The organism is Arcticibacter sp. (assembly GCF_045629565.1).
In the GTDB taxonomy this organism is placed as follows: Bacteria; Bacteroidota; Bacteroidia; order Sphingobacteriales; family Sphingobacteriaceae; genus Arcticibacter.
The window spans coordinates 50,660-70,466 of sequence record NZ_JAZQRL010000132.1 but is presented as its reverse complement, the minus strand read 5'-3'; the positions used below and the strand labels follow the sequence as shown (position 1 = coordinate 70,466).

Sequence of the window (19,807 nt, the reverse complement as noted above, 5' to 3'; positions counted from 1 at the left end):
CGAGTCCCTCTGCTGACTCAGCAGAGCCGTGAGTGCAGATAAGCCGGATAAGCATCTATCGATAGGGCGAGTCGCCCCTCCAATGATGCCGTCGTTGCGGTCTGGATGGACCCCCTGCATCAAGTGGGTCGTCACTGTCCCGCTAATCCCAATTGGGACGCGTTGCCTAGGCAGCGGCCACCTCTGTTGACTGCGGCAACCAACCTGGTTCCTTCCCTTGATGCATGTCAATTGCTGCACCTGCACCGCTCTTTTCCTCTTTGCCCTTTTCCGCCAGCGACAAACCTCGACACCGACACCGACTCGGACAACAACACTCCCTTCTCCGCCGACGAGCCCTACTAACCTACGCAGCTTTCTTTTCCGCATATGCATCAGCATCAGGACATGTCCAACTGACTCCGACCTCCGACACTGCGGCCCGTCGGACTGGAACTGGAACTGGAACTGGAACTGGCAGTAGCAGTGGCAGCGGAACTGGAACAGGATCAGGAACCTCAGGTCCTCCAACTCCCTAATCATTAGATTTTCCATTTTGCAAGGCCCTTTCAGGGCCTTTTTTTATGCATGCTGTTCTTTGACCCGGTTTACCGACAGCATCCGGTGCTTTACCGAAAAACCCCTGTCGTTTGCCTATTTACCATTTCACAACGGAGACGCAGCCTATACTTTTGAGTCATTAAATCAATCGAACAGCAAAAACTCAAAAAACCAAGGCGATGAAAACTCTAAGAATCTTAACAGCGGCACTAATGGCAATCATCTCGTTCAGCGCATTCGCTGAAGATGAAACAAACAGCGAAAAGCTGAAAATGAACTATACCGTTAAGACGTATATTGATGCGGTGACTCAAGGTAGAGTTAAAGAGCTGGCCGCAGTACTGGAAAGCGATGCTAGGTTTACATTAACTCAGGGGGAGCGCATTATCAATTTTAGTCGCTATGAGACATTGAAATGGCTAAAAATGAACGAGGGCATCCGTCAGAATTGTTCGACAGATTATAAGATCATAGAAATGGACGCTTCTCAGGCGGTGGTCAAGATCTCTCTGAAGTATGACACATTTAGTAAGATCAATCTCCTGTCACTCGCCAACACCAAAAAAGGATGGAAAATCACAAACGTGTCGACCTCTTTTATAAACGACTGAACCTAAATCGGATCATGCGGAAGCCGTTTGCCGGCATCGCATGATCTGCCGTTGCAGCGTTTATTCTTTGCTTGACAAAAAGTAACAATTTTAAAGAATTAGCCCTTTGATTGGCACAAAATCGCGGGATATCTGATAATTCTTTCTAATTTGGAAGCTTCTTCTACAAAACAAACAAGATTAAATGCTATCAATTGTACTGTCAGGGTTAATCACATCGTGTCTTTTAATTCCATTTGGGAAATTTTTCCGTTCAAAATGGAGTCTGTCCCTCGCGGTATTGCCACTCGTTTTATTTACATATTTTGCCGGGCAGATACCTCATATAAGCAAGGGCAATACGATCGTTGAAAGCTACCAGTGGGTTCCCTCCCTCTCTATTAATTTTGATTTTAGCCTTAATGGACTTTCCCTGTTATTTTCTTTGCTGATCACCGGTATTGGTTCGGTTATTTTTATCTACGCCAGTTCTTATCTGAAGGGACATATTTATCAGGATCGCTTTTTAGGTTACTTATGTCTGTTCATGTCGGCTATGCTTGGCGTAGTACTTTCAGACAATATTCTGCTCCTCTTTGTGTTCTGGGAGCTCACAAGTATCAGCTCCTTCTTCCTTATTGGCTTTAATAACGATAGCGCAGCATCGCGTAAAAGCGCAGTAACAGCACTAAGCATTACTGGTCTGGGTGGTTTTTTCCTATTGGCCGGTCTGATCCTGATGAGCCAGGTGGCGGGTACCTATTCAATCGGTAAGCTCGTAGAATCTTCGCAACTGATCATAGACCATCCGTATTATCCAATTATAATCGCACTTGTCTTTATTGGTGCTTTTACTAAGTCGGCTCAGTTCCCCTTTCATTTCTGGCTGCCAGGGGCGATGAAAGCTCCCACGCCGGTGTCTGCCTACCTTCATTCTGCAACGATGGTAAAGGCGGGGATATTTCTTTTAGCGCGATTCACACCTGTCCTGGGAGGCACGGATGCCTGGTCATGGACGTTGATGATCGTGGGAGGCTTTACGATGATCTATGCCGCCTTTCATTCCTTGTTTCGCACGGACCTCAAAGGTGTTTTAGCGTATTCTACGATCTCCGCCCTGGGAATACTGACGTTCCTGATCGGCATGGGCTCGGAAGAGGCACTTATTGCGGCTTGTACTTTTATCGTTGTCCACGCCCTTTACAAAGCAACATTATTTTTGGTTACCGGAATAATTGACCATGAGACCGGCACCAGGGACCTGACGCGTTTATCAGGTCTGCGCTCAGTGCTCGCACCCGTGTTCATCGCTGGTTTACTGGCAGCTCTTTCCAGTGCCGGCTTACCGCTTTCCATCGGCTTTATAGGCAAAGACCTGATATATGAAGCGACCCTGCACGCAGACCCGGCTATTTCCATGTATATTACAGCTGCAGCGATCCTTACCAATATGTGTTTGGTAGCAGCCGGGTTTATGGCAGGAATCAGGCCCTTTACGGGAACGCTTAATCCGGCTTATGAGAAGGTTCATTTACCTCCTGCAACCATGTGGGTACCCCCTATCATTCTGGCTGTGCTTGGCTTCATACTGGGCTTTTTCCCGGGACTTCTTGGCGAATACGCCGTGTCGGCGGTACTTAATGGAATGACCGGCATGCCTGCTGCTGTAGATCTCAAGATATGGCACGGTTTCAACCTGGTTCTCCTGCTGAGTATAGGGACGCTCGCGGCCGGCGCGGTTTTATACTATTTCAACAAGCCCAATGCGGCATCGCTGAAATTACTGGAGCGGTTCAGCCGCTTTTCTCCGCAGGCTGTATTTGCCGGGATCTCGCATTCATTCGTATCTTTCTCTGAGCGCTATACCAATTTGTTTCACAATGGCTTTCTTAGGTCATACCTGTTAAAGATAATCGTGTTCGCTGAAGTATTGCTCCTGTATGAATTGTTGACGGGAGGGCCGATCTATATAGATTATGACCAGTTATCGCCTGTAACCTTTTACGAAGCCGCTAACGTTTTTATCCTGATCGGTGCTGTAATTATGACTGTAACTACATCATCGCGCCTGACAGCCGTTGTGGGTACGAGTGTTATTGGTTACGCTATCTGTCTGATGTTTGTGTTCTATAGCGCTCCCGATCTGGCGATCACGCAGTTTACGATTGATACGTTAACGGTGGTCTTGTTCGTTTTCGTTTTGTTCAATCTGCCGTCCTTTCTTAACTTCTCCACAAACAACAAGGCCACTGTAGTCAGGGATGCTTTCGTGGCAATCAGCTTCGGTGCTATCCTGTCGATCATTGCTATCAAGGTTTTACAGGTACCGACCACGATAGACATCAGCGAGTTTTATGGCAAATACGCATATGAACTTGGCAAAGGCAAAAACGTGGTGAACGTGATCCTGGTCGATTTTAGAGGGTTCGACACGATGTTTGAGATTGTGGTATTGAGCATTGCTGCGTTGGGCGTATACAGTCTGTTGAAATTGAGGTTAAAATCGTCTGAAAAAGAATAATCATGAGAAGTCCGATATTACAAACAGCAGCAAAGTACTTGCTGCCCATATTACTATTATTTTCTGCGTTCCTCTTACTGCGCGGGCACTATAACCCGGGCGGAGGATTTGTTGGAGGCCTTGTAGCATCAATAGCTTTTGTTCTTCACAGCTTCGCATATGGAACAGATAACACGATGAAGCTTCTTTGGTACAAGCCACTCACTCTTATACCTATAGGCTTGATCATTGCGAGTGCGGCCATGATGGCCCCGGTTCTGTTCGGTCTTCCCGTGATGACGGGCTTATGGTTTGACCAGCCTATACCGGTAATCGGGATGATCGGTTCGGCATTGTTCTTCGATCTGGGTGTGTATCTGGTTGTTATAGGTGTTGTGCTCACCATTTTGTTTACTATTTCTTTATATACTCATTAGTATGGAGTTACTATTAGTGGTGTTAATTGGCGTCCTCTACGCCGCGGGTGTCTACTTCATTTTGAGAAGGAGCATGGTGCGCCTCCTGCTGGGGATTATGCTGCTGGGAAATGGCACCAACATCCTCATTTTCCTGCTTGGGAATATTACCAAGGGAAAACCGCCGATTATTGACGCCGACCTAAAGGTCTTTGCAGACATATATGCAGACCCGATACCCCAGGCGCTGATACTGACGGCAATCGTGATCAGTTTTGGCCTGACATCTTTTGCGATTGTATTATTGAAGCGCGTATACGCCCTAATTGGCTCTGATGATCTTGATGACTTAAACACCCCGGAAGAAGAAGATATATGATCGACAATCAAATTATTGCAACAGTACTTGTTCATCTAATCACGGCACTGCTACAGCTGGCTTTCTGGAGGAAAACGGTTACTCAGCGAATATTAAGCATAGCAGGAACTTTAACGGGCTTTCTGTTTGCAGCAAATCTGTTTACCAAAGTTTACACCGGTACTATTCTGACCATGAACGCCTCGAACTGGGAAGCGCCTTTCGGGATCGTATTCGTGGCTGACCTGCTGAGCGCCACCATGGTGTTGCTCACCTCTATCGCGGCTCTTGCCGTCTCCATATTTTCGGCAACCGGTGTAGGAAGGGCAAGAATGCTCTACGGCTACTTCCCTATCTTTCATTTCCTGGTCATGGGTTTGAACGGAGCATTTCTCACAGGCGATATTTTCAACCTGTATGTTTGGTTCGAGGTGGTTATTATCGCTTCCTTTGTACTGCTGACACTCGGTGGACGAAAGGCGCAGCTGGAAGGAGCTGTGAAGTATATGGCAATGAACATCCTGGCTTCTACGTTCTTTTTGACAGGTGTGGGACTGCTCTATGGCATCACAGGATCGCTAAACATGGCCGATCTGGCGATTAAAATCCCGCAGGTGGAGAACCAGTCGATTGTCAACCTGACTGCCATGTTCTTTCTTATTGGTTTTGGTATCAAATCTGCTGTATTTCCGCTATATTTTTGGTTACCGTCTTCCTATCATACCCCTCCCTCTGCAGTTGCAGCCACTTTTGGGGGACTGCTTACGAAGGTGGGCATCTATGCGCTCTTCCGTGTTTTCACACTCGTGTTTACACCCGACGAGTTCATGAAAACGCTCTTTATAGTAATGGGAATTCTGACTATACTTACAGGAGCGTTCGGCGCAATAATAAAAAACAATGTCAGACGCCTCTTCTCCTATCTGATCGTCTGCCATATCGGATTTATCATCGGAGGGCTGGGCTTATATACAAAGGTAGCGCTTCTGGGTGCTGTTTTCTATCTTATCCATGATATGATTGTGAAAACCAACCTGTTCCTGATCGCCGGATTGATACGACAGCTGCGCGGCACGATGAACATGTCGAAGCTCGGGGGACTTTATGCACATTACCCGAAGATTTCCTTACTGATTGCTATCGTGTTGTTTTCACTTGCAGGGATCCCTCCCTTGTCGGGGTTCTGGCCAAAGATCTATCTGATCGAAGCTGGCTTCTCCACTAACAATTATGCGTTCGTATTGAGCGTTATCATAGGAAGCTTCATCACTTTATATGTGATTGCGAGGCTATGGTCGGAGGTTTTCTGGAAAGATGACCCGGCAGACGAGGTGGTTACAGACAGTTTTAAGCCCCTTTCACCATTCAAAAAGGTGCTGCTGGTTCTCCCGATTGGGATACTTGCAGCAACGACACTTTACATAGGTCTGAACGCGGAAATGATCATACAAGTTGCTGACAGAATATCGACGGAGATGTTAGACACCACTCCATACATACAGGCAGTACTGGGTAAATAAAATGATATGATTAAACTTTTTTTAATGAATCTCCTGTTGAGTTTTATCTGGGTTGCACTCACAGGATCCATGTATTATTCGAACTTCTTGTTCGGTTTTCTATTGGGTTTCTTTATCCTTTGGATTATGAACAGGAACGAGGACGATCAAAGGTACTTTTACCGAGTGCCAAAGACGATCGGCTTTGTTCTATACTTTCTGTATGAGATGATCATGGCTAACTTCCATGTGGCATACGATGTGATCACTCCCAACCATTTTTCCAAGCCAGGCATCGTTCGCTTTCCTATGCAGGCGAAGACAGATCTGGAAATACATCTTCTTTCCACGGTTATATCATTGACTCCCGGCACGCTGATACTGGACATCAGCGAAGACAGAAAGTCGCTTTTTATACACGTGATGTACCTGAAGAGCAAGGAGGATTTTATAACACAGATACAGAATGGTTTTGAAAAACGATTATTAGAGATACTAAGATGACGCTGGACTTATATTTTGACTATTTGATTTTTCCGTTGCTGACCATATCTGTCATTTTGGTTTTTTACCGGCTGTTCAAGGGACCTGAAGTGGTAGACCGCGTGATTGCACTCGACCTGATTATCACGATAGGAATTGGTTTGATCACTGCTTATAGCATACGTTCAGGACAGGCTCTTTTTTTGGATGTTGCGATGATCCTGGCGCTTATTGCGTTTCTGGGGACAATTGCATTCGCCTTTTATTTAGATAAGAAGAAATAGATATGACGAATATTTTAATTTGCGTTTTCAGCACTGTAGGTGCACTGTCGATACTATTTGCATCTATAGGAATCGTAAGAATGCCTGATTTTTACCTAAGACTTTCTGTAACCGTAAAGGCGGCTACTCTTGGTGTAGGCCTGCTGCTGGCCTGTGCGGCATTCTTCTTTCCGGATGTTTCCGTCACCACCAGGGCAATAGCAATTGTTTTCTTCCTGATCCTGACTGCACCTGTTGCCGCTCATATGATTGGACGTACCGCTTATCATTCTGGAACACCCACATGGGAGGGCACACTTCTTGATGAGCTCGACGAAGACTATAAGAAACATCGGGCAGGCATGCTCGAAGATGCAAACAAGGAAGCGGCAGCGGCGGCGGAAGTACGGCGTTCAAAAGAGGCCGAGTCGGAATGAGGCCAGCTCCGCCCAGGATATTTCGGGTTAAAAAAATGGGAAGACGTCTGGCCTTCCCTCTTCTGCAATTTGAGCGATAATCTACAGAATTACACAAACTTACACATTTTTATGCATCGATAACAATCAACTTGAGAAATTTTGAGTTATTTTGATATATACTAGTGAAGCGGATACCGGATGGCCGTTTAAGAGACCAGGACAATGCCCAGGTAACCTCGGGATTTTGCGCTGTTGACCGTAAACACAAGAGACGGCGATAGGCACATGCCATCGGAAGTAATAAGTTGACCAATTGTAAAATTTCAAAGAGGTAGTGATGACGACAATCGACGCTTTGGAGAGAGCATTCCATTCCAGCCCCATACCAACTATGGTCGTACAAGTCAGGGCTGCTCTCTTGACCATCGTAGTAGCGAATGATGCGTATGTTTCTACGCAGCGTTCTGAACAGATAAAAACGGTCGTAGGGGAAGATTTTTTTGAGGCGTACCGGCATATCGGGGAGATTGATGACTACAGGGACGCTTTACAATCCGTCTTAACTACCAAAAAACCTTGTCGGACACGCAGCTCAGGTAAGGATGTAACTACTTATCCCATTGTGGGTGAGGATGGAGAGGTGGCATTTATTGTCCAACAGCTGATCAATTTACCTGAACCATTACTATCACCAGACGGAAAGTCTTTGGCGTCGAGGCCTGATCTGGATCTGTTCGACTTCAGTCCGGTACCGATGTGGGTGTATGATAGTTGCAGCCTGCGCATTTTGGCAGCGAATAAGGCTGCCCTGGCTGATTATGGATATACGCTGAGCGAATTTCTCGAAGCAACGGTTAGGATCCTATGGCCGGCAGATGATGTAGTGCAGATGGAGCAAATGATTGCAGCGAAAGTGAAGAAAGACCTTCCCAACATAGCCAGTGTACGGCACGCTAAACGTTCAGGAGAGGTCATTTCTGTCAATATAGAGAGCACCCCGCTTCCCTCGTGGGGCAAGAATGCGAGAATCGTAGCGGCTATTGATGTATCTCAGAAGCTGAGAGATGAACAGGCGATAAAAATGAACCGTGACTGGCTTCGCTCGCTGTTGCAAACAACGAACGGAATTGTTTGGGAGGCTGAACCTTGCAGTCATCACTTCAGCTATGTGAGCGAATATGCAGAAAAAGTCCTCGGTTACAGCGCTTCCAGGTGGCTGGATGAGGCTGACTTCTGGAAAAACCACATAAATCCAGAAGATCGCGACCTGGTACTGGATGCCCGCCGTTCCGATCTGGAGGTCGGAAAAACGTACTCGGCAGAGTACAGGATGATAAATGCCCAGGAAGATATCGTTTGGATAAGAGATACGTTTACACCGATCGTACAGGATGATAAAATTTCGCTGCGCGGGTTAATGGTCGACATCAGTGTTCTGAAGCGGGCGATGGCTATCGACCAGCTGGACAAAGAGATATTGGCCAACAGCGCCAGAGAAGACAACTCCTTTGCAAAGGTTTTAAAGACCTATTTCATAGGACTTGAGAAACAGTTTCCCGGGATATCCTTTGGAATGATGTCAGTAAGGAACGGAAAGCTATCAGACCTGTCCTCGCCTACACTGCCAGCAACGATTATAGCAGCGGCAGAGGGCTTGCCTTATGCTATCGGCCCTGACACCGGAAATGTATTTGAAAACGGAGCTTCGTGGGAGAGTTTCCGGCAGACCGCGTCAGAAAACGGATTTACATCCATCTCGCAGCATCCTGTTCTCAGTAATAACGGTGGTGTTGCTGCTGTTCTTTTTGTTTATCATGGCCGCAGCGCAGCGCTTCAGTTAGATGAAATTAACATTCTTGAAAGGGTTGTTGCCTTGCTGCAGTTAATTCTGGAAAGGAAGCAGTATTCAAAAGTGCTGCAGGAGACCACCATTATGATGCTTCAGAGCCAGGAGTTGGCGCGCTTGGGAAATTGGTCCTGGGACATCAGGACCGGTGCTGTTCACTGGTCGGACACCCTTTATTCCATATATGGGCTATCCGCAGAAAGCGCTACGCCCTCTTTGGAGTCTTATCTGAGCCTGGTTCATCCGGAAGATAGGCAGCACAGTTTTGATATGATTCAGAACCTGACGGTGAACGGGCAGGACAGCGCCTTCGAAGAACGGATAGTTCGTCCGCAAGGAGAAGTCAGACAGCTGAAAATATGGGCGAAAGTTATTTATGGAGAGTCCGGTGTTGCCGAGAAAATGATAGGAGCGTGCCTGGACATTACCGAAAGTAAGCAAATTCAAAATGACCTGCAGGCGAGCAGAGCAGAGCTTCAGAAAATGCTTGACCGGTATGTTTATGTGAATAAGGCGTCTAACGATGCCATTTTTGACTGGGACATTGAAACCGACTTTATAGAATGGGGAGAGAGTTTTACGCGCCTGTTCGGGTACAAGGAATTTCCGGTGATTTATACCCTCGCTTTATGGTTCGAGCTTGTACATCCGGCTGATCTGGAGATCATAAAGCCGGATTTGCAGAAATCCCTTGCTGATAAGGATCAGCAACGATGGTCGGCAGAATACCGAATCAGAAAAGAGACCGGAGAGTACATTTTTATTGAAGAAAACGCTTACATACTCCGAGACGAAAGTGGCAGAGCGCTAAAGATGATTGGTGTGATCCGTAATATCACAGAACGAAAGGAAGCGGAAAGAAATCTGAATTTATCAAATGAAAAGTATAGTGATCTTTTTCATCTGAGCCCTCTGCCTCTTCTGGTGTATGATCTCGACTCGTTGCGAATACTGGATGTTAACCAAGCGGCGATAGAACATTACGGCTATACTTCCGAGGAGTTCCTTTCATTCACATTGCGGGATATTCGCCCGCCTGAGGACATAGCGATCCTGGATGAAATACTCAGAGAACATGTAAAGCCAGGTCATTTGCACACTGGCTTCACCCGCCATGTAAAAAAATCCGGCAAGATCATCTTGGTTAACACAAAAGGCAACTCCATAACTTATAAGGGACGCAACGCCCGCATTGTGGTTGCGATCGATAATTCAGAGAAGATAAAGGCCGAGAAATCCTTGAGACAAAGCGAACGGCGGTTCAAGACGATGATTCAGGAAGGGTCGGACCTGATTATAATATTGAACCAGACAGGGAAAATTTCGTATATCAGCCCGAATATAGTAAGACGCTTTAATCTGGATCCCAGGGAGATGATCCTCACCAGCCCCTTTGATTACATCCATGAAGACGATCTTGAGACGATAAAAGACCATTTACTGACCATTCGAAAAAATGAAACGGTTAAGGTTTCTCCCTATAAGGTCAGATTAAAGGGCGGAGAAATCCGGTGGTTGGAAACCATCATCACGAACAAATCACACGATCCTGCTATTGCAGGCATCATTGCCAATTCCCGCGATGTTACCGCCCGAATGAAGGTTATGTTGAAAAACAAGGAATTGCTTGACCGGTACAATGCCGTTGGCAAGGCTACGAGTGATACGATATGGGACTCGGATATCCAGACCGGGAAGATTATTTGGAATTACTCGCTAACGGAGATATTTGGCTATGAAAGCACTCAAACCACTATTAGATGGTGGAGTGAACATGTGCATCCTGATGATGTCGTAAGGGTTAATCAGCTGATCGAGTCGAAACTGGGCTCAGGGGAAACCAGGTGGATGAGTGAGTACCGGTTCAGATGCGCAGACGGTACTTACAAGACCGTTCTCGACAGGGGATTCATCATTTTTTCAGAGGAGGGGACGCCGGTGAGAATGATTGGCTGCATGCAAGACATTACGCAGCGCGTTGCCTATGTCCATGCCATTGAGAAGCACAACAAACAGTTGCGGGAAATCGCATGGATGCAGTCTCATTTGGTAAGAGCGCCTCTCGCAAGGATATTAGGGATCACAGCCATATTGGCTGAGGGTGAAAACAGCCAGGAAAGCATAAACGAGATGCTGCCCTATTTATCCCTTTCGGCTACTGAGCTCGACGATATCATCAAAGACATCATCAGCAAAAGCCGGAACCTGCAATAGGATGCTATGGATGGCCGCCGCAAACGGCGGCTGATTATTTAATCATTATCGTCGATACCGCGCGTATTATCTGTATTGACGTTTCCGTCTCCCATATCCATATCAAGTTCAGTCTCATCCCCATCATACCCGATCATGGTATCTTCAACTGCTGGTTTGTATTCGTCAGACGTCTGATGGTTTTGACTGACTGCATTTGTTGTTCCTGAAAACCCGGTATCATTCTGCTCCTGCTCGTCAGGCCTCTGGTCTGATGGGTTGTTAGTGATGACGTTCTGACTTTTGTCTGTCTGTTCAGCGCTCCTTTGGGGGTTGTTATGATTGTTCTCCATGGCTTTTAATGTTATTTACCAAATGATAACACCGCATAAAATATGGAGTTTTTATTGATTATAGATCGCGTATAAACCGAGGGTGATGAAAGAAATACCCGATATCGAGAAGACCCTATTTGGCGTGGGAAGGCACCTTGACCTCTGTTCCGATGATGACATCGTTAAAAACAATGTTATCGGCATTACTGAGACTGACGCCCGTGGCAGCGGAGTCGATCGTCACGTTAGAAAAATAAATATCCCTCACTTTCTTAGACGGGTATCCCTGGATGACGACACCTGCATTGGTGGCCTTCTGGCATTTGACATTTTCTACAAACACATTACTGATATCCGTTTCAAATCCCTTTCCCTCGCCATGATAGTAGGAGGTGATGAAGAAACAATCTTCCACTTCACCGAAGGTTACATTATTTACGTAAATATCGCGAATGAAGCCACCGCGGTCGGGATTGGATTTTAGATAAATACCACGCTTACAATAACCACCGAAGGTGCAATTCTCAACAAATACATTCTGTACTCCCGCCGACATTTCACTGCCTATTACTACCCCATGCAAGCCTTTAAACCTGCAGTTTCGGATAATAATATTCTCTGACATGATACCGGTTCTCCTCCCCTCATGATCGCGCCCTGCCTTTATGGCGACGTTGTCGTCAGCATTATTGAAGTCTATATCTTCAATCAGCACATTCTTTGAGTACTCCGGATCAAAACCGTCATTATTTCTATTGAAAGCATCGAACTTAACCCTACGTGCGGTCACATTTTCCGACTTCAGAATATGCACACACCAGAATGGCGAGTTTTTAATCGTAACGTCCTCGATAAGGACGTTTTTACATTCAAAAAACTGGATAAGCTGCGGACGCAGGAAGTGGCCTTCGCCGAACATACGATCTTTCAGAGGCGTATTTTCTTTGTTCATCTTCCGGCTAAGAAGCTGACTTTCTTTTTGGTTTTCGGCCCATTTACTGAATGAATCCCGTCCATTGCCGTCGATTACTCCTTCACCGATTATTGCAACGTTCTCCAGCTGATATCCATATATAAGCGGACTGTAATTATAAAGAAACGTTCCCTCCCAACTCGTCAACACTGCTGGCAGGTAGTCTGCAGGGTTCGTTCCGAACACCAGTTTTGATCCCTTCTGTAAATCAATACAAAGGTTATCTGTTAGATGAATAGGTCCATTTAAGATATATATTCCCGCCGGCACCACTATCTTTCCGCCCTTTTGTTCTTTGCAGGCCTGGATGGCTTTATCAAATGCAGGTTTACTATCGGTGAGCGAATCGCCCACCGCTCCAAAGTCTGTAATCAAGAGGATATTGTCTGAGATCGGGGGTGGCACAATGCTCTTAAGAACATTTTCGATTTTTTCCTCTCTCGAAAGTACTTTCTCAGGAGAGCGGTTACAGGAAATAAAGTAAACAGAAACAAATAAAAGGAACAAACATCTTTTCATAATTCTTACAAATAGCAAGAACTAAGGTAAGATGTTTGTTCTTGATTAGCACAATACTGAACCGGAATTATTCAAATTGCAGCCAATCAACACCGACATCCCCTTCCCCTTTCAGACTAACAAACAGATGCTTAAGACCTGTTTGCGGCAGCTTTACTTCGGATTGCACCATTTTCCAGGAAGTATCTTTTGGAACCACGATCTCTGACATCAGGGGCCCGGAACGCGAGCCGGTACGCAGTTGCAGTGTACCCCCCCGTTTTGACGAAAGCTTGACTATAACTTTTTTAGGCGTACTTTTTCCGAAATCAACATGCGTATACTGCAGCCATGCGCCAGGGGACGAGAATTGGGCTTTCCAGCCTTTAAACCTGTCCGTGGTATCCAGAAACAGGGCAGACACCCCTCTTTCGCTAATCATACTGTAACGGTCTATCTGTATTTTTTTAAAAGCGTTGCTAACACCTACCCCCCGTAAGGTTGGCAGCACTTTCCTGATCTTACCATCAGGTTCAAAGAACAAGCTATCTATTCGGACAGAACGGTTCTTATCAAATTGAGGCGACAGGTCATTGTGATGATAAAATAAATACCATTGATCTTTAAAGTGCAAAAGGGAATGGTGGTTAGTCCAGCATCCGTCAGGTGATTCGTCCATGATAACGCCTGTGAATTTGAATGGACCGAGCGGACTACTGCCTATGGCATATTCAAGTCTCTCTGTTTTGTTTTCAACGTGCGGATAAGTCATGTAGTAGATTCCATTCCGCTCAAACAGAAATGGCCCTTCCTTTAAACCCTTTGTTGGCAGCTCTTGAAGTATGACCGGATCCGACGCAAGTTCGAGCATATTCTCTTTCAGCTTCGCTCCATATATATGACCTTGGGACCAATAGAGATACGCCTGACCGTCTTTATCAATAAAAACATTCGGATCGATGCCGTTGACGCCCTTAATTGCGGTTGGTTGAGGAATAAAGGGTCCGGAGGGTTTATCTGAAATAGCCACTCCAATTCTAAAACCCCTGCCGCCCGTGGTGTCGGAGGGAACACTTGGAAAGTAAAAGTAGTATTTCCCGTTTCTATATATGCAGTCAGGAGCCCACATGCTGTAGCTCTCGGGCTTCACCCAGGGGACTTTATTTTGATGAACGATCATTCCATGATCTTGCCAGTCAACTAAATTATCCGAAGAAAACACGTGGTAGTCTTCCATTAAAAACCAGTTGGGCCTTCCTTTCCCGGGCGACGGGGGGATATCATGGGACGGGTAGACGTATACTCTGTTTTCAAACACACGAGCAGTGGGGTCTGCAGAATACTGATCAGTGATGATGGGATTTTGAGCAATAAGGTCATTAGCGACTAAGCTAATGGCTATTGCGAGGATCATCCGGAGCTTTAATTTACACATATATAGGTGTTGTATGGGAGTTGAAAAAATGGATATCTGTTGAAACCGGCCGGACTATTTCGATTTTGTAATGCCTAAAAGCGAAAGCATCTTCGTGCCATAACGCTTTCCTAGTTCTCTATAGCCTTCTGCCGTAAAATGCAGATTGTCGGCGGCGTCCTCACATCCCTGGGATGATATTACATACGAATTAGGAATAACTGTGGGCAACCCAGCTATGATATTATTCATACTGGCGCAAATGCCCCCCTGATCCGCATGCACCACTTCGCCCGCTAAAAGAGGGACAGCATCCGGCTTAAGATTCAGGTCGTCCATCAGGTTGTCATAGACAGCTTTAACCTTCTGCGGCCATTTGCTGTCGTTTGTGTTGGATTCGCCCTGATGAAGCAGCACTCCCTTAATAACCCCTCTCTGTTGTGCCAGTCTGGCTAGCTCTAATAGGCGACCATACGGATTACCATCATATTCCTTGACGATATTCAGAAGCCAGCCCGGAGCGTCTGAAAGATAACTCTGATAGCCATCACGATCAAACAACTCAATTTTGCACCCGCCTACTGCCACATTGATGACCCCGACTTTGACATTCTCCGGTAGGTTTTCTATCAACGTGCGACCAAAATAGTCTACCGGTGTTAAGCCTGTTTTACAGCGGGTCAATGGGGGCACGGCTTTATACCAGTTACCCCTGGTTCTGTTCAATTCGGGACAGTCTACCGCCCCCATCACCTGAAAACGATCGCTAACTACCGTATCTTTCGCTTCAAACCTGGCGCTCCCTTCCATATTTGATTGGCCCAAGCACAAAAACACATAAAAATTGGGATCTTGGGAGAAAGCCTGAAGGCTGGCAAACGCAAGCGGAAGGGCAACATACAATCTTTTGAGAATTCCTTTGTAGTTCATACTGTGGTTTGATTAGTTTTTTTAGTTCAATGTTTCTCTGTTGTAATACTACTATGGTTGACTATGGCATCTGCTGTTGAAAGGTGTAGGTTTTACCGGCTTGGGTAGCAACGTCGAAGAGCAGGGTTTCACGCGTTTCGACAGGGCTGATTCTGGCTTTCGCGGATACCACAGGCTTAAGAGTTCCAGCTATTTTATAAAATGGATTGGGATTTTCTCCTGTCGCTTCGACCATAGATGCTTCTGAAAGTTCAATAGCGTTTGGCACCCTAAGCCGGAGATTACCTCCAAGGTGTGATTTCACTACCACCTTGACTAATTGAGCATCCTTCCATTTCAATTCTACTATTTCGAATCCCCCGATAGCCTTTATCCCACCGATCGAACCGGAAGCCCGCCAAACATCAGGAACGGCCGGAAGAAGATGAACAGCACCATCCGCACTTTGCATTAACATTTCGGTAATACCGGACACGCATCCAAAGTTGCCATCAATTTGAAATGGAGGATGGGCATCAAACAGGTTGTCATAGGTGCCGCCACCCCCTCTGTTTACGCCCACAGGCGTTAACTGATTTTGAATAAGCTTGTATGCATGATTTCCATCCTGCAATCTGGCCCACCAGTTGACTTTCCATCCCATACTCCAGCCTGTGGAGAGGTCGCCTCGATGAATGAGTGTCGTCTTCGCGGCCGAAAACAAGTCGGGGGTGCGATAGGCTGAAATTTGATTAGAGGGAAACAGTCCATATAAATGCGATATATGTCTATGATTATCATTAGGGTCATCAATATCGTCTAACCATTCCTGAATTTGCGCATGCTGCCCGATATGCATTGGTGCAAGGCGGTTTCTCGTGTGAACCAGTGTATCCATAAATGCCTGGTCTTTTTTCAACAGTTCAGCTGCCCGGATGGTAGAGCTGAACACATCGAAAATAATCTGGTTCGTCATTGTCACTCCTGCATCCAGAGATGAGCCCTGGTGTGCCGCAGGGGCATTTTCAGGAGACTCATCCGGATTGGCAACCAGGTAACCAAGCCTGGGGTGTTCCATTAAATAGTCGATATAGAACAGGGCGGCACCTTTCAAGATAGGATAAGCCGTTTGGAGAAAGGCGACATCTCCGGTATACAAATAATGCTCCCATAAATGCTGACTCGTCCAGCCCCCGCCGTTGGTCCATGCGCCCCAGAATGCGCCGTCTACAGCGCCCGTAATACGCCAGATATCCGTATTGTGATGTGCAACCCATCCACGTGCCCCGTACATATCTGCGGCCGTTTTTCTACCTGTAGCGGCAAGCTCTTTCACCATCTTCAAAAACGGCTCATGCAGTTCAGAAAGATTGGTTTTCTCGGCTGGCCAATAGTTCATCTGAGCATTTATATTGATGGTGTATTTGCTGTCCCATGCAGGGCGCAGGCTTCCATTCCAGATTCCCTGCAGATTTGCGGGCTGACCGCCCGGTTGGGACGACGAGATCAGGAGATACCGGCCGAACTGGTAATACAAAGCAGCAAACTCGGGATCATTGGTCGAACTGAAATTCTTCAACCGCTCATTGGTTGGAAGCTTTGCTGCTGAAGGCTCGGTCATTCCGAGATTTATTTTCACCCGGTTAAAATATTGCTGGTAGGCAGATACATGATCCCTGATGATTTTCGAGAATGGCTTTCGGGCGGCCCTGTTCAGGTATACGGCGGCCCGATTGCTTTCATCACCGGTGATGTCGTTATAGTGGTTGAAATTTGTAGCCACGGATATGTAAATCGTTACCGCATTGGCGTTTCTGACCGTAATGGAAGTGTCGGCCGAAAATATCTCTCCTCCCTCCGGATTAATTTGAGCGATTCCCTTGTATCTGACCATACCCTTAACTCCTTCATGATCGATCGTTGTACCGGCGAAGGTGAGCTGCCTGGAATGCAGGGTTTTGACCTCTACATTGGGTTGAGGTGATGAAAACGAGGCAGTGAACGAAATGCTTCGTGGACGGCTGGCTGTCAATCGAACCGCTATTATCCGCTCTGAAAGAGAGGCAATTACCTCCCTGGTATAGGTGACGCCCCCGACCGTATAGGATGTTTTGGCCACAGCCCGTTCAAGATCAAGTTCCCTGTAGTAATGGGTATAATGATCATGGCCGGGGAAAGACAAATGCACTTCGCCGGCGGGTCCGAAGATTTGTCCATGAGATTGCTTACTGATCAGGACCTTGTTGGCCAGGTTTTCTGCCTGCTTTTGTTTTCCTTCGAAGATCAATTTGCGGATCACTTCCAAAGAGTCTAGCGCCAGCAGATTATCGTTGCGGTTGGGACTACCGCTCCAAAGGGTATGCTCGTTTAACTGTATGGTTTCAGTCTGTACGTTTCCATACACCATAGCGCCTAGTCTGCCGTTCCCAACGGGCAATGCGCTTTCCCACACCTTGCCAGAAGGCTTATTATACCATAATTTCATGGAAGGCTGTGAGAGTGACGAGGGTTCGTCAGCTTTTGCTCCAGGTGTTGCGATGAAAATGGAGAAGAATCCTATTAATGTCAGGGAGTAATTTTTAGCTTGTCTGTGAAAGTACATAGGGGTTCAAAATAATGCATGAATCCTTCCAGCGCCTATTTAAACAGCACCTGGGAAAAGTTATAGAGATTATTACGCCACACGGGCCATGTATGTCCTCCCGGATATTCTGTATACGTGTATTTAAGATTCAGCGCATCAAATTTGGACATCATCTCCTTGCAGTTCTCGTAGGCTATATCCTCCTTTCCCCCCATGGCTATCCAGAGAGCTTTTAGATTACTGTTGATACGCGACTGGTTCTCCCGTATAAATTCGTACTGCGGACCAGCGAGTTCATTACGCCCCGAAAACCATCCGGAACTAAACACTCCTAAATAAGAAAACATATCAGAATTCCTGATGCCTGCATAGAGTGTTTGAAGTCCTCCCATCGACAAGCCGGCCAAAGCTCTTCGGGAAGGCTTTGGATCTGCCTTATAGTTACTTTCTATAAACGGAATAAGTCCTTTCAGTTCGCTCTCGAAGGCACGCAGCGACTGTTCGCCGAACGCGCCCTGACCAACATTTCCGTCCATCATGATAATCAGCATTGGCCTGGCTTTATTATCTGCAATCAGGTTATCCATAATCAAGTCTGTTTTACCTTGGGTTGACCAGCCTCTTTCGTCTTCACCTCCTCCATGAAGTAAATACAAAACAGGATATTTTTCAGTGGTATTTTCATGGTAACCTGGAGGCGTGTATATGAAAGCGCGGCGCCAGGAGTTAGAAACCCGGGAGAAATATCGCTTTATCCTAACCTCACCGTGCGGTACATCTTTCTCTGCATAATAGTCGCCCCCATCGAAAGGAATCTCTATTCCGCTGGCCATCCGTCCCATTCCATAGAAGGTTTCGCTGGCCGGATCGGCAACGGCAACACCATCCACCAGCAGAGAATAATAATGAAAGCCTTCTCCCATTGAATCAGTAGTAACCTGCCAAAATCCATCATTGCCTTTTGTCATGTCATATTTCTTGCCTAGATCGATCTGTACCCTTTGGGCTTCGGGAGCCTTTATTTTAAATATCACGCGGCTGTTGGGTAGTATCTGTGGATATTTGGCAGATCTTATGTTTGTAGCGGCAGGGAAGCCGAGCGCTGTGTATTTGGAGAAAGAAGCTTGATCCACCGGTTTGAAAAGAAGCTGAGAAAACATGTACAGATCGTTTTTCCAAACTTTAAAATCGTGATTGCCGGGTTCAATATAAAATATGTGAGGGACTTTCTCTTTCCTGAGATAGTCATGGGTACGTTTGCTGAACGAAATGAGATTGTCGTTGTCGCCGCATGATATCCATAGTAATTTCAGACGCCTTCTTGCTTCTTCCGGATTTGGAACAAGCAGTTGAGGGGGCTTTGTGTTTGGTGCAGAGGAGAAACCGCCAACCCAGGCGAACTTATCCAGATTTCCAAGACCAAAGTTCAAAGACTGCCCTCCACCCATAGACAGGCCGGCAATTGCACGGCTTTCTCTGTTTTTGATAACCGGGTACTTTTTTTCGACAAAAGGTATAAGATCATGGAGCAGGTCCTTTTCGAATGTAGCGAATGCCTGAACCTTCTCACTGTCCATAATATTGCCAACTGCCCGATCGTTTTTCATCGCCCTCCCGTTTGGAAGCACTACAATCATCGGTTGCAGTTTTTTCTGCGAATACAGATTATCCAGGATGACCTGAGGCTGGCCGTTATTTAACCATTCTTTTTCATCACCACCGATTCCGTGGAGGAGATAAAGCACCGGATATTTTTTATTCTTTGAAAAGCCAGGAGGCGTGTAAACCAGCGCTTTCCGGACAGAGCCAACCGTTTTTGATGTGTAGGAAAGAGTATCGATCTTCCCGCGTGGAATGTCAACACGCAAAGAATCGAAACCTATCGGTGCGGGTTGAGCATCCGTTTGGGACAAAGACGCTCCAGACACAAATAGGAGTGCTAAAGAAAAAAAAATATACTTCATAACAGGTATCGGTTTACAATTTA

At 46.3% G+C, this 19,807-nt stretch carries 15 protein-coding genes; 9 read left to right on the top strand and 6 right to left on the bottom strand.

Annotated elements, in window-relative coordinates; all coding sequences use genetic code 11:
* The first annotated feature begins 719 nt into the window (after positions 1 to 719).
* The 9 genes from ACKI5J_RS19535 (at position 720) to ACKI5J_RS19495 (ending at position 11,128) form a co-directional block, all read left to right on the top strand.
* Positions 720 to 1,151: a nuclear transport factor 2 family protein gene (locus ACKI5J_RS19535; RefSeq protein ID WP_407431566.1), complete on the top strand. Its 432-nt coding sequence runs from the start codon at positions 720 to 722 to the stop codon at positions 1,149 to 1,151.
* A 184-nt stretch (positions 1,152 to 1,335) separates the two neighbouring features.
* A complete protein-coding gene (locus ACKI5J_RS19530) occupies positions 1,336 to 3,651 on the top strand; it encodes a putative monovalent cation/H+ antiporter subunit A (RefSeq protein WP_407431564.1) in 2,316 nt (771 codons plus the stop codon).
* Between the two features lie 2 nt (positions 3,652 to 3,653).
* Positions 3,654 to 4,067, top strand: a complete 414-nt coding sequence (locus ACKI5J_RS19525; RefSeq protein ID WP_407431563.1) for a Na+/H+ antiporter subunit B — start codon at positions 3,654 to 3,656, stop codon at positions 4,065 to 4,067.
* A gap of 1 nt (position 4,068) precedes the next feature.
* Positions 4,069 to 4,425, top strand: coding sequence for a Na+/H+ antiporter subunit C (locus tag ACKI5J_RS19520; protein ID WP_407431561.1), 357 nt, complete (start codon positions 4,069 to 4,071; stop codon positions 4,423 to 4,425).
* Complete coding sequence (locus tag ACKI5J_RS19515) at positions 4,422 to 5,924, top strand: proton-conducting transporter membrane subunit (protein ID WP_407431559.1); 1,503 nt, start codon at positions 4,422 to 4,424, stop codon at positions 5,922 to 5,924. The genes ACKI5J_RS19520 and ACKI5J_RS19515 overlap by 4 nt, the downstream gene beginning before the upstream one ends.
* Positions 5,925 to 5,930: 6 nt before the next feature.
* On the top strand, positions 5,931 to 6,407 hold the full coding sequence (locus ACKI5J_RS19510) for a Na+/H+ antiporter subunit E (protein WP_407431557.1): 477 nt from the start codon (positions 5,931 to 5,933) through the stop codon (positions 6,405 to 6,407).
* Entirely contained in the window at positions 6,404 to 6,670 is a 267-nt protein-coding gene (locus ACKI5J_RS19505; RefSeq protein ID WP_407431555.1) for a monovalent cation/H+ antiporter complex subunit F, read from the top strand. The genes ACKI5J_RS19510 and ACKI5J_RS19505 overlap by 4 nt, the downstream gene beginning before the upstream one ends.
* A gap of 2 nt (positions 6,671 to 6,672) precedes the next feature.
* Entirely contained in the window at positions 6,673 to 7,086 is a 414-nt protein-coding gene (gene mnhG / locus ACKI5J_RS19500; RefSeq protein ID WP_407431553.1) for a monovalent cation/H(+) antiporter subunit G, read from the top strand.
* A 319-nt stretch (positions 7,087 to 7,405) separates the two neighbouring features.
* Positions 7,406 to 11,128 (top strand): PAS domain-containing protein, encoded by a 3,723-nt coding sequence (locus ACKI5J_RS19495; protein ID WP_407431551.1) that lies wholly within the window; start codon positions 7,406 to 7,408, stop codon positions 11,126 to 11,128.
* A gap of 38 nt (positions 11,129 to 11,166) precedes the next feature.
* Here ACKI5J_RS19495 and ACKI5J_RS19490 read toward each other — a convergent pair whose 3' ends face one another.
* From ACKI5J_RS19490 to ACKI5J_RS19465, 6 genes are all read right to left on the bottom strand, one after another.
* Positions 11,167 to 11,460, bottom strand: a complete 294-nt coding sequence (locus tag ACKI5J_RS19490; protein ID WP_407431549.1) for a hypothetical protein — start codon at positions 11,458 to 11,460, stop codon at positions 11,167 to 11,169.
* A gap of 115 nt (positions 11,461 to 11,575) precedes the next feature.
* On the bottom strand, positions 11,576 to 12,934 hold the full coding sequence (locus tag ACKI5J_RS19485) for a glycoside hydrolase family 28 protein (protein WP_407431547.1): 1,359 nt from the start codon (positions 12,932 to 12,934) through the stop codon (positions 11,576 to 11,578).
* Positions 12,935 to 13,001: 67 nt separating this feature from the next.
* Complete coding sequence (locus ACKI5J_RS19480; protein ID WP_407431545.1) at positions 13,002 to 14,348, bottom strand: family 43 glycosylhydrolase; 1,347 nt, start codon at positions 14,346 to 14,348, stop codon at positions 13,002 to 13,004.
* 54 nt (positions 14,349 to 14,402) lie between these two features.
* Positions 14,403 to 15,257: a sialate O-acetylesterase gene (locus ACKI5J_RS19475; RefSeq protein ID WP_407431543.1), complete on the bottom strand. Its 855-nt coding sequence runs from the start codon at positions 15,255 to 15,257 to the stop codon at positions 14,403 to 14,405.
* 61 nt (positions 15,258 to 15,318) lie between these two features.
* On the bottom strand, positions 15,319 to 17,838 hold the full coding sequence (locus tag ACKI5J_RS19470) for a glycosyl hydrolase family 95 catalytic domain-containing protein (protein WP_407431541.1): 2,520 nt from the start codon (positions 17,836 to 17,838) through the stop codon (positions 15,319 to 15,321).
* Between the two features lie 35 nt (positions 17,839 to 17,873).
* Positions 17,874 to 19,784, bottom strand: coding sequence for an alpha/beta hydrolase-fold protein (locus tag ACKI5J_RS19465; protein ID WP_407431539.1), 1,911 nt, complete (start codon positions 19,782 to 19,784; stop codon positions 17,874 to 17,876).
* Positions 19,785 to 19,807: the final 23 nt, after the last annotated feature.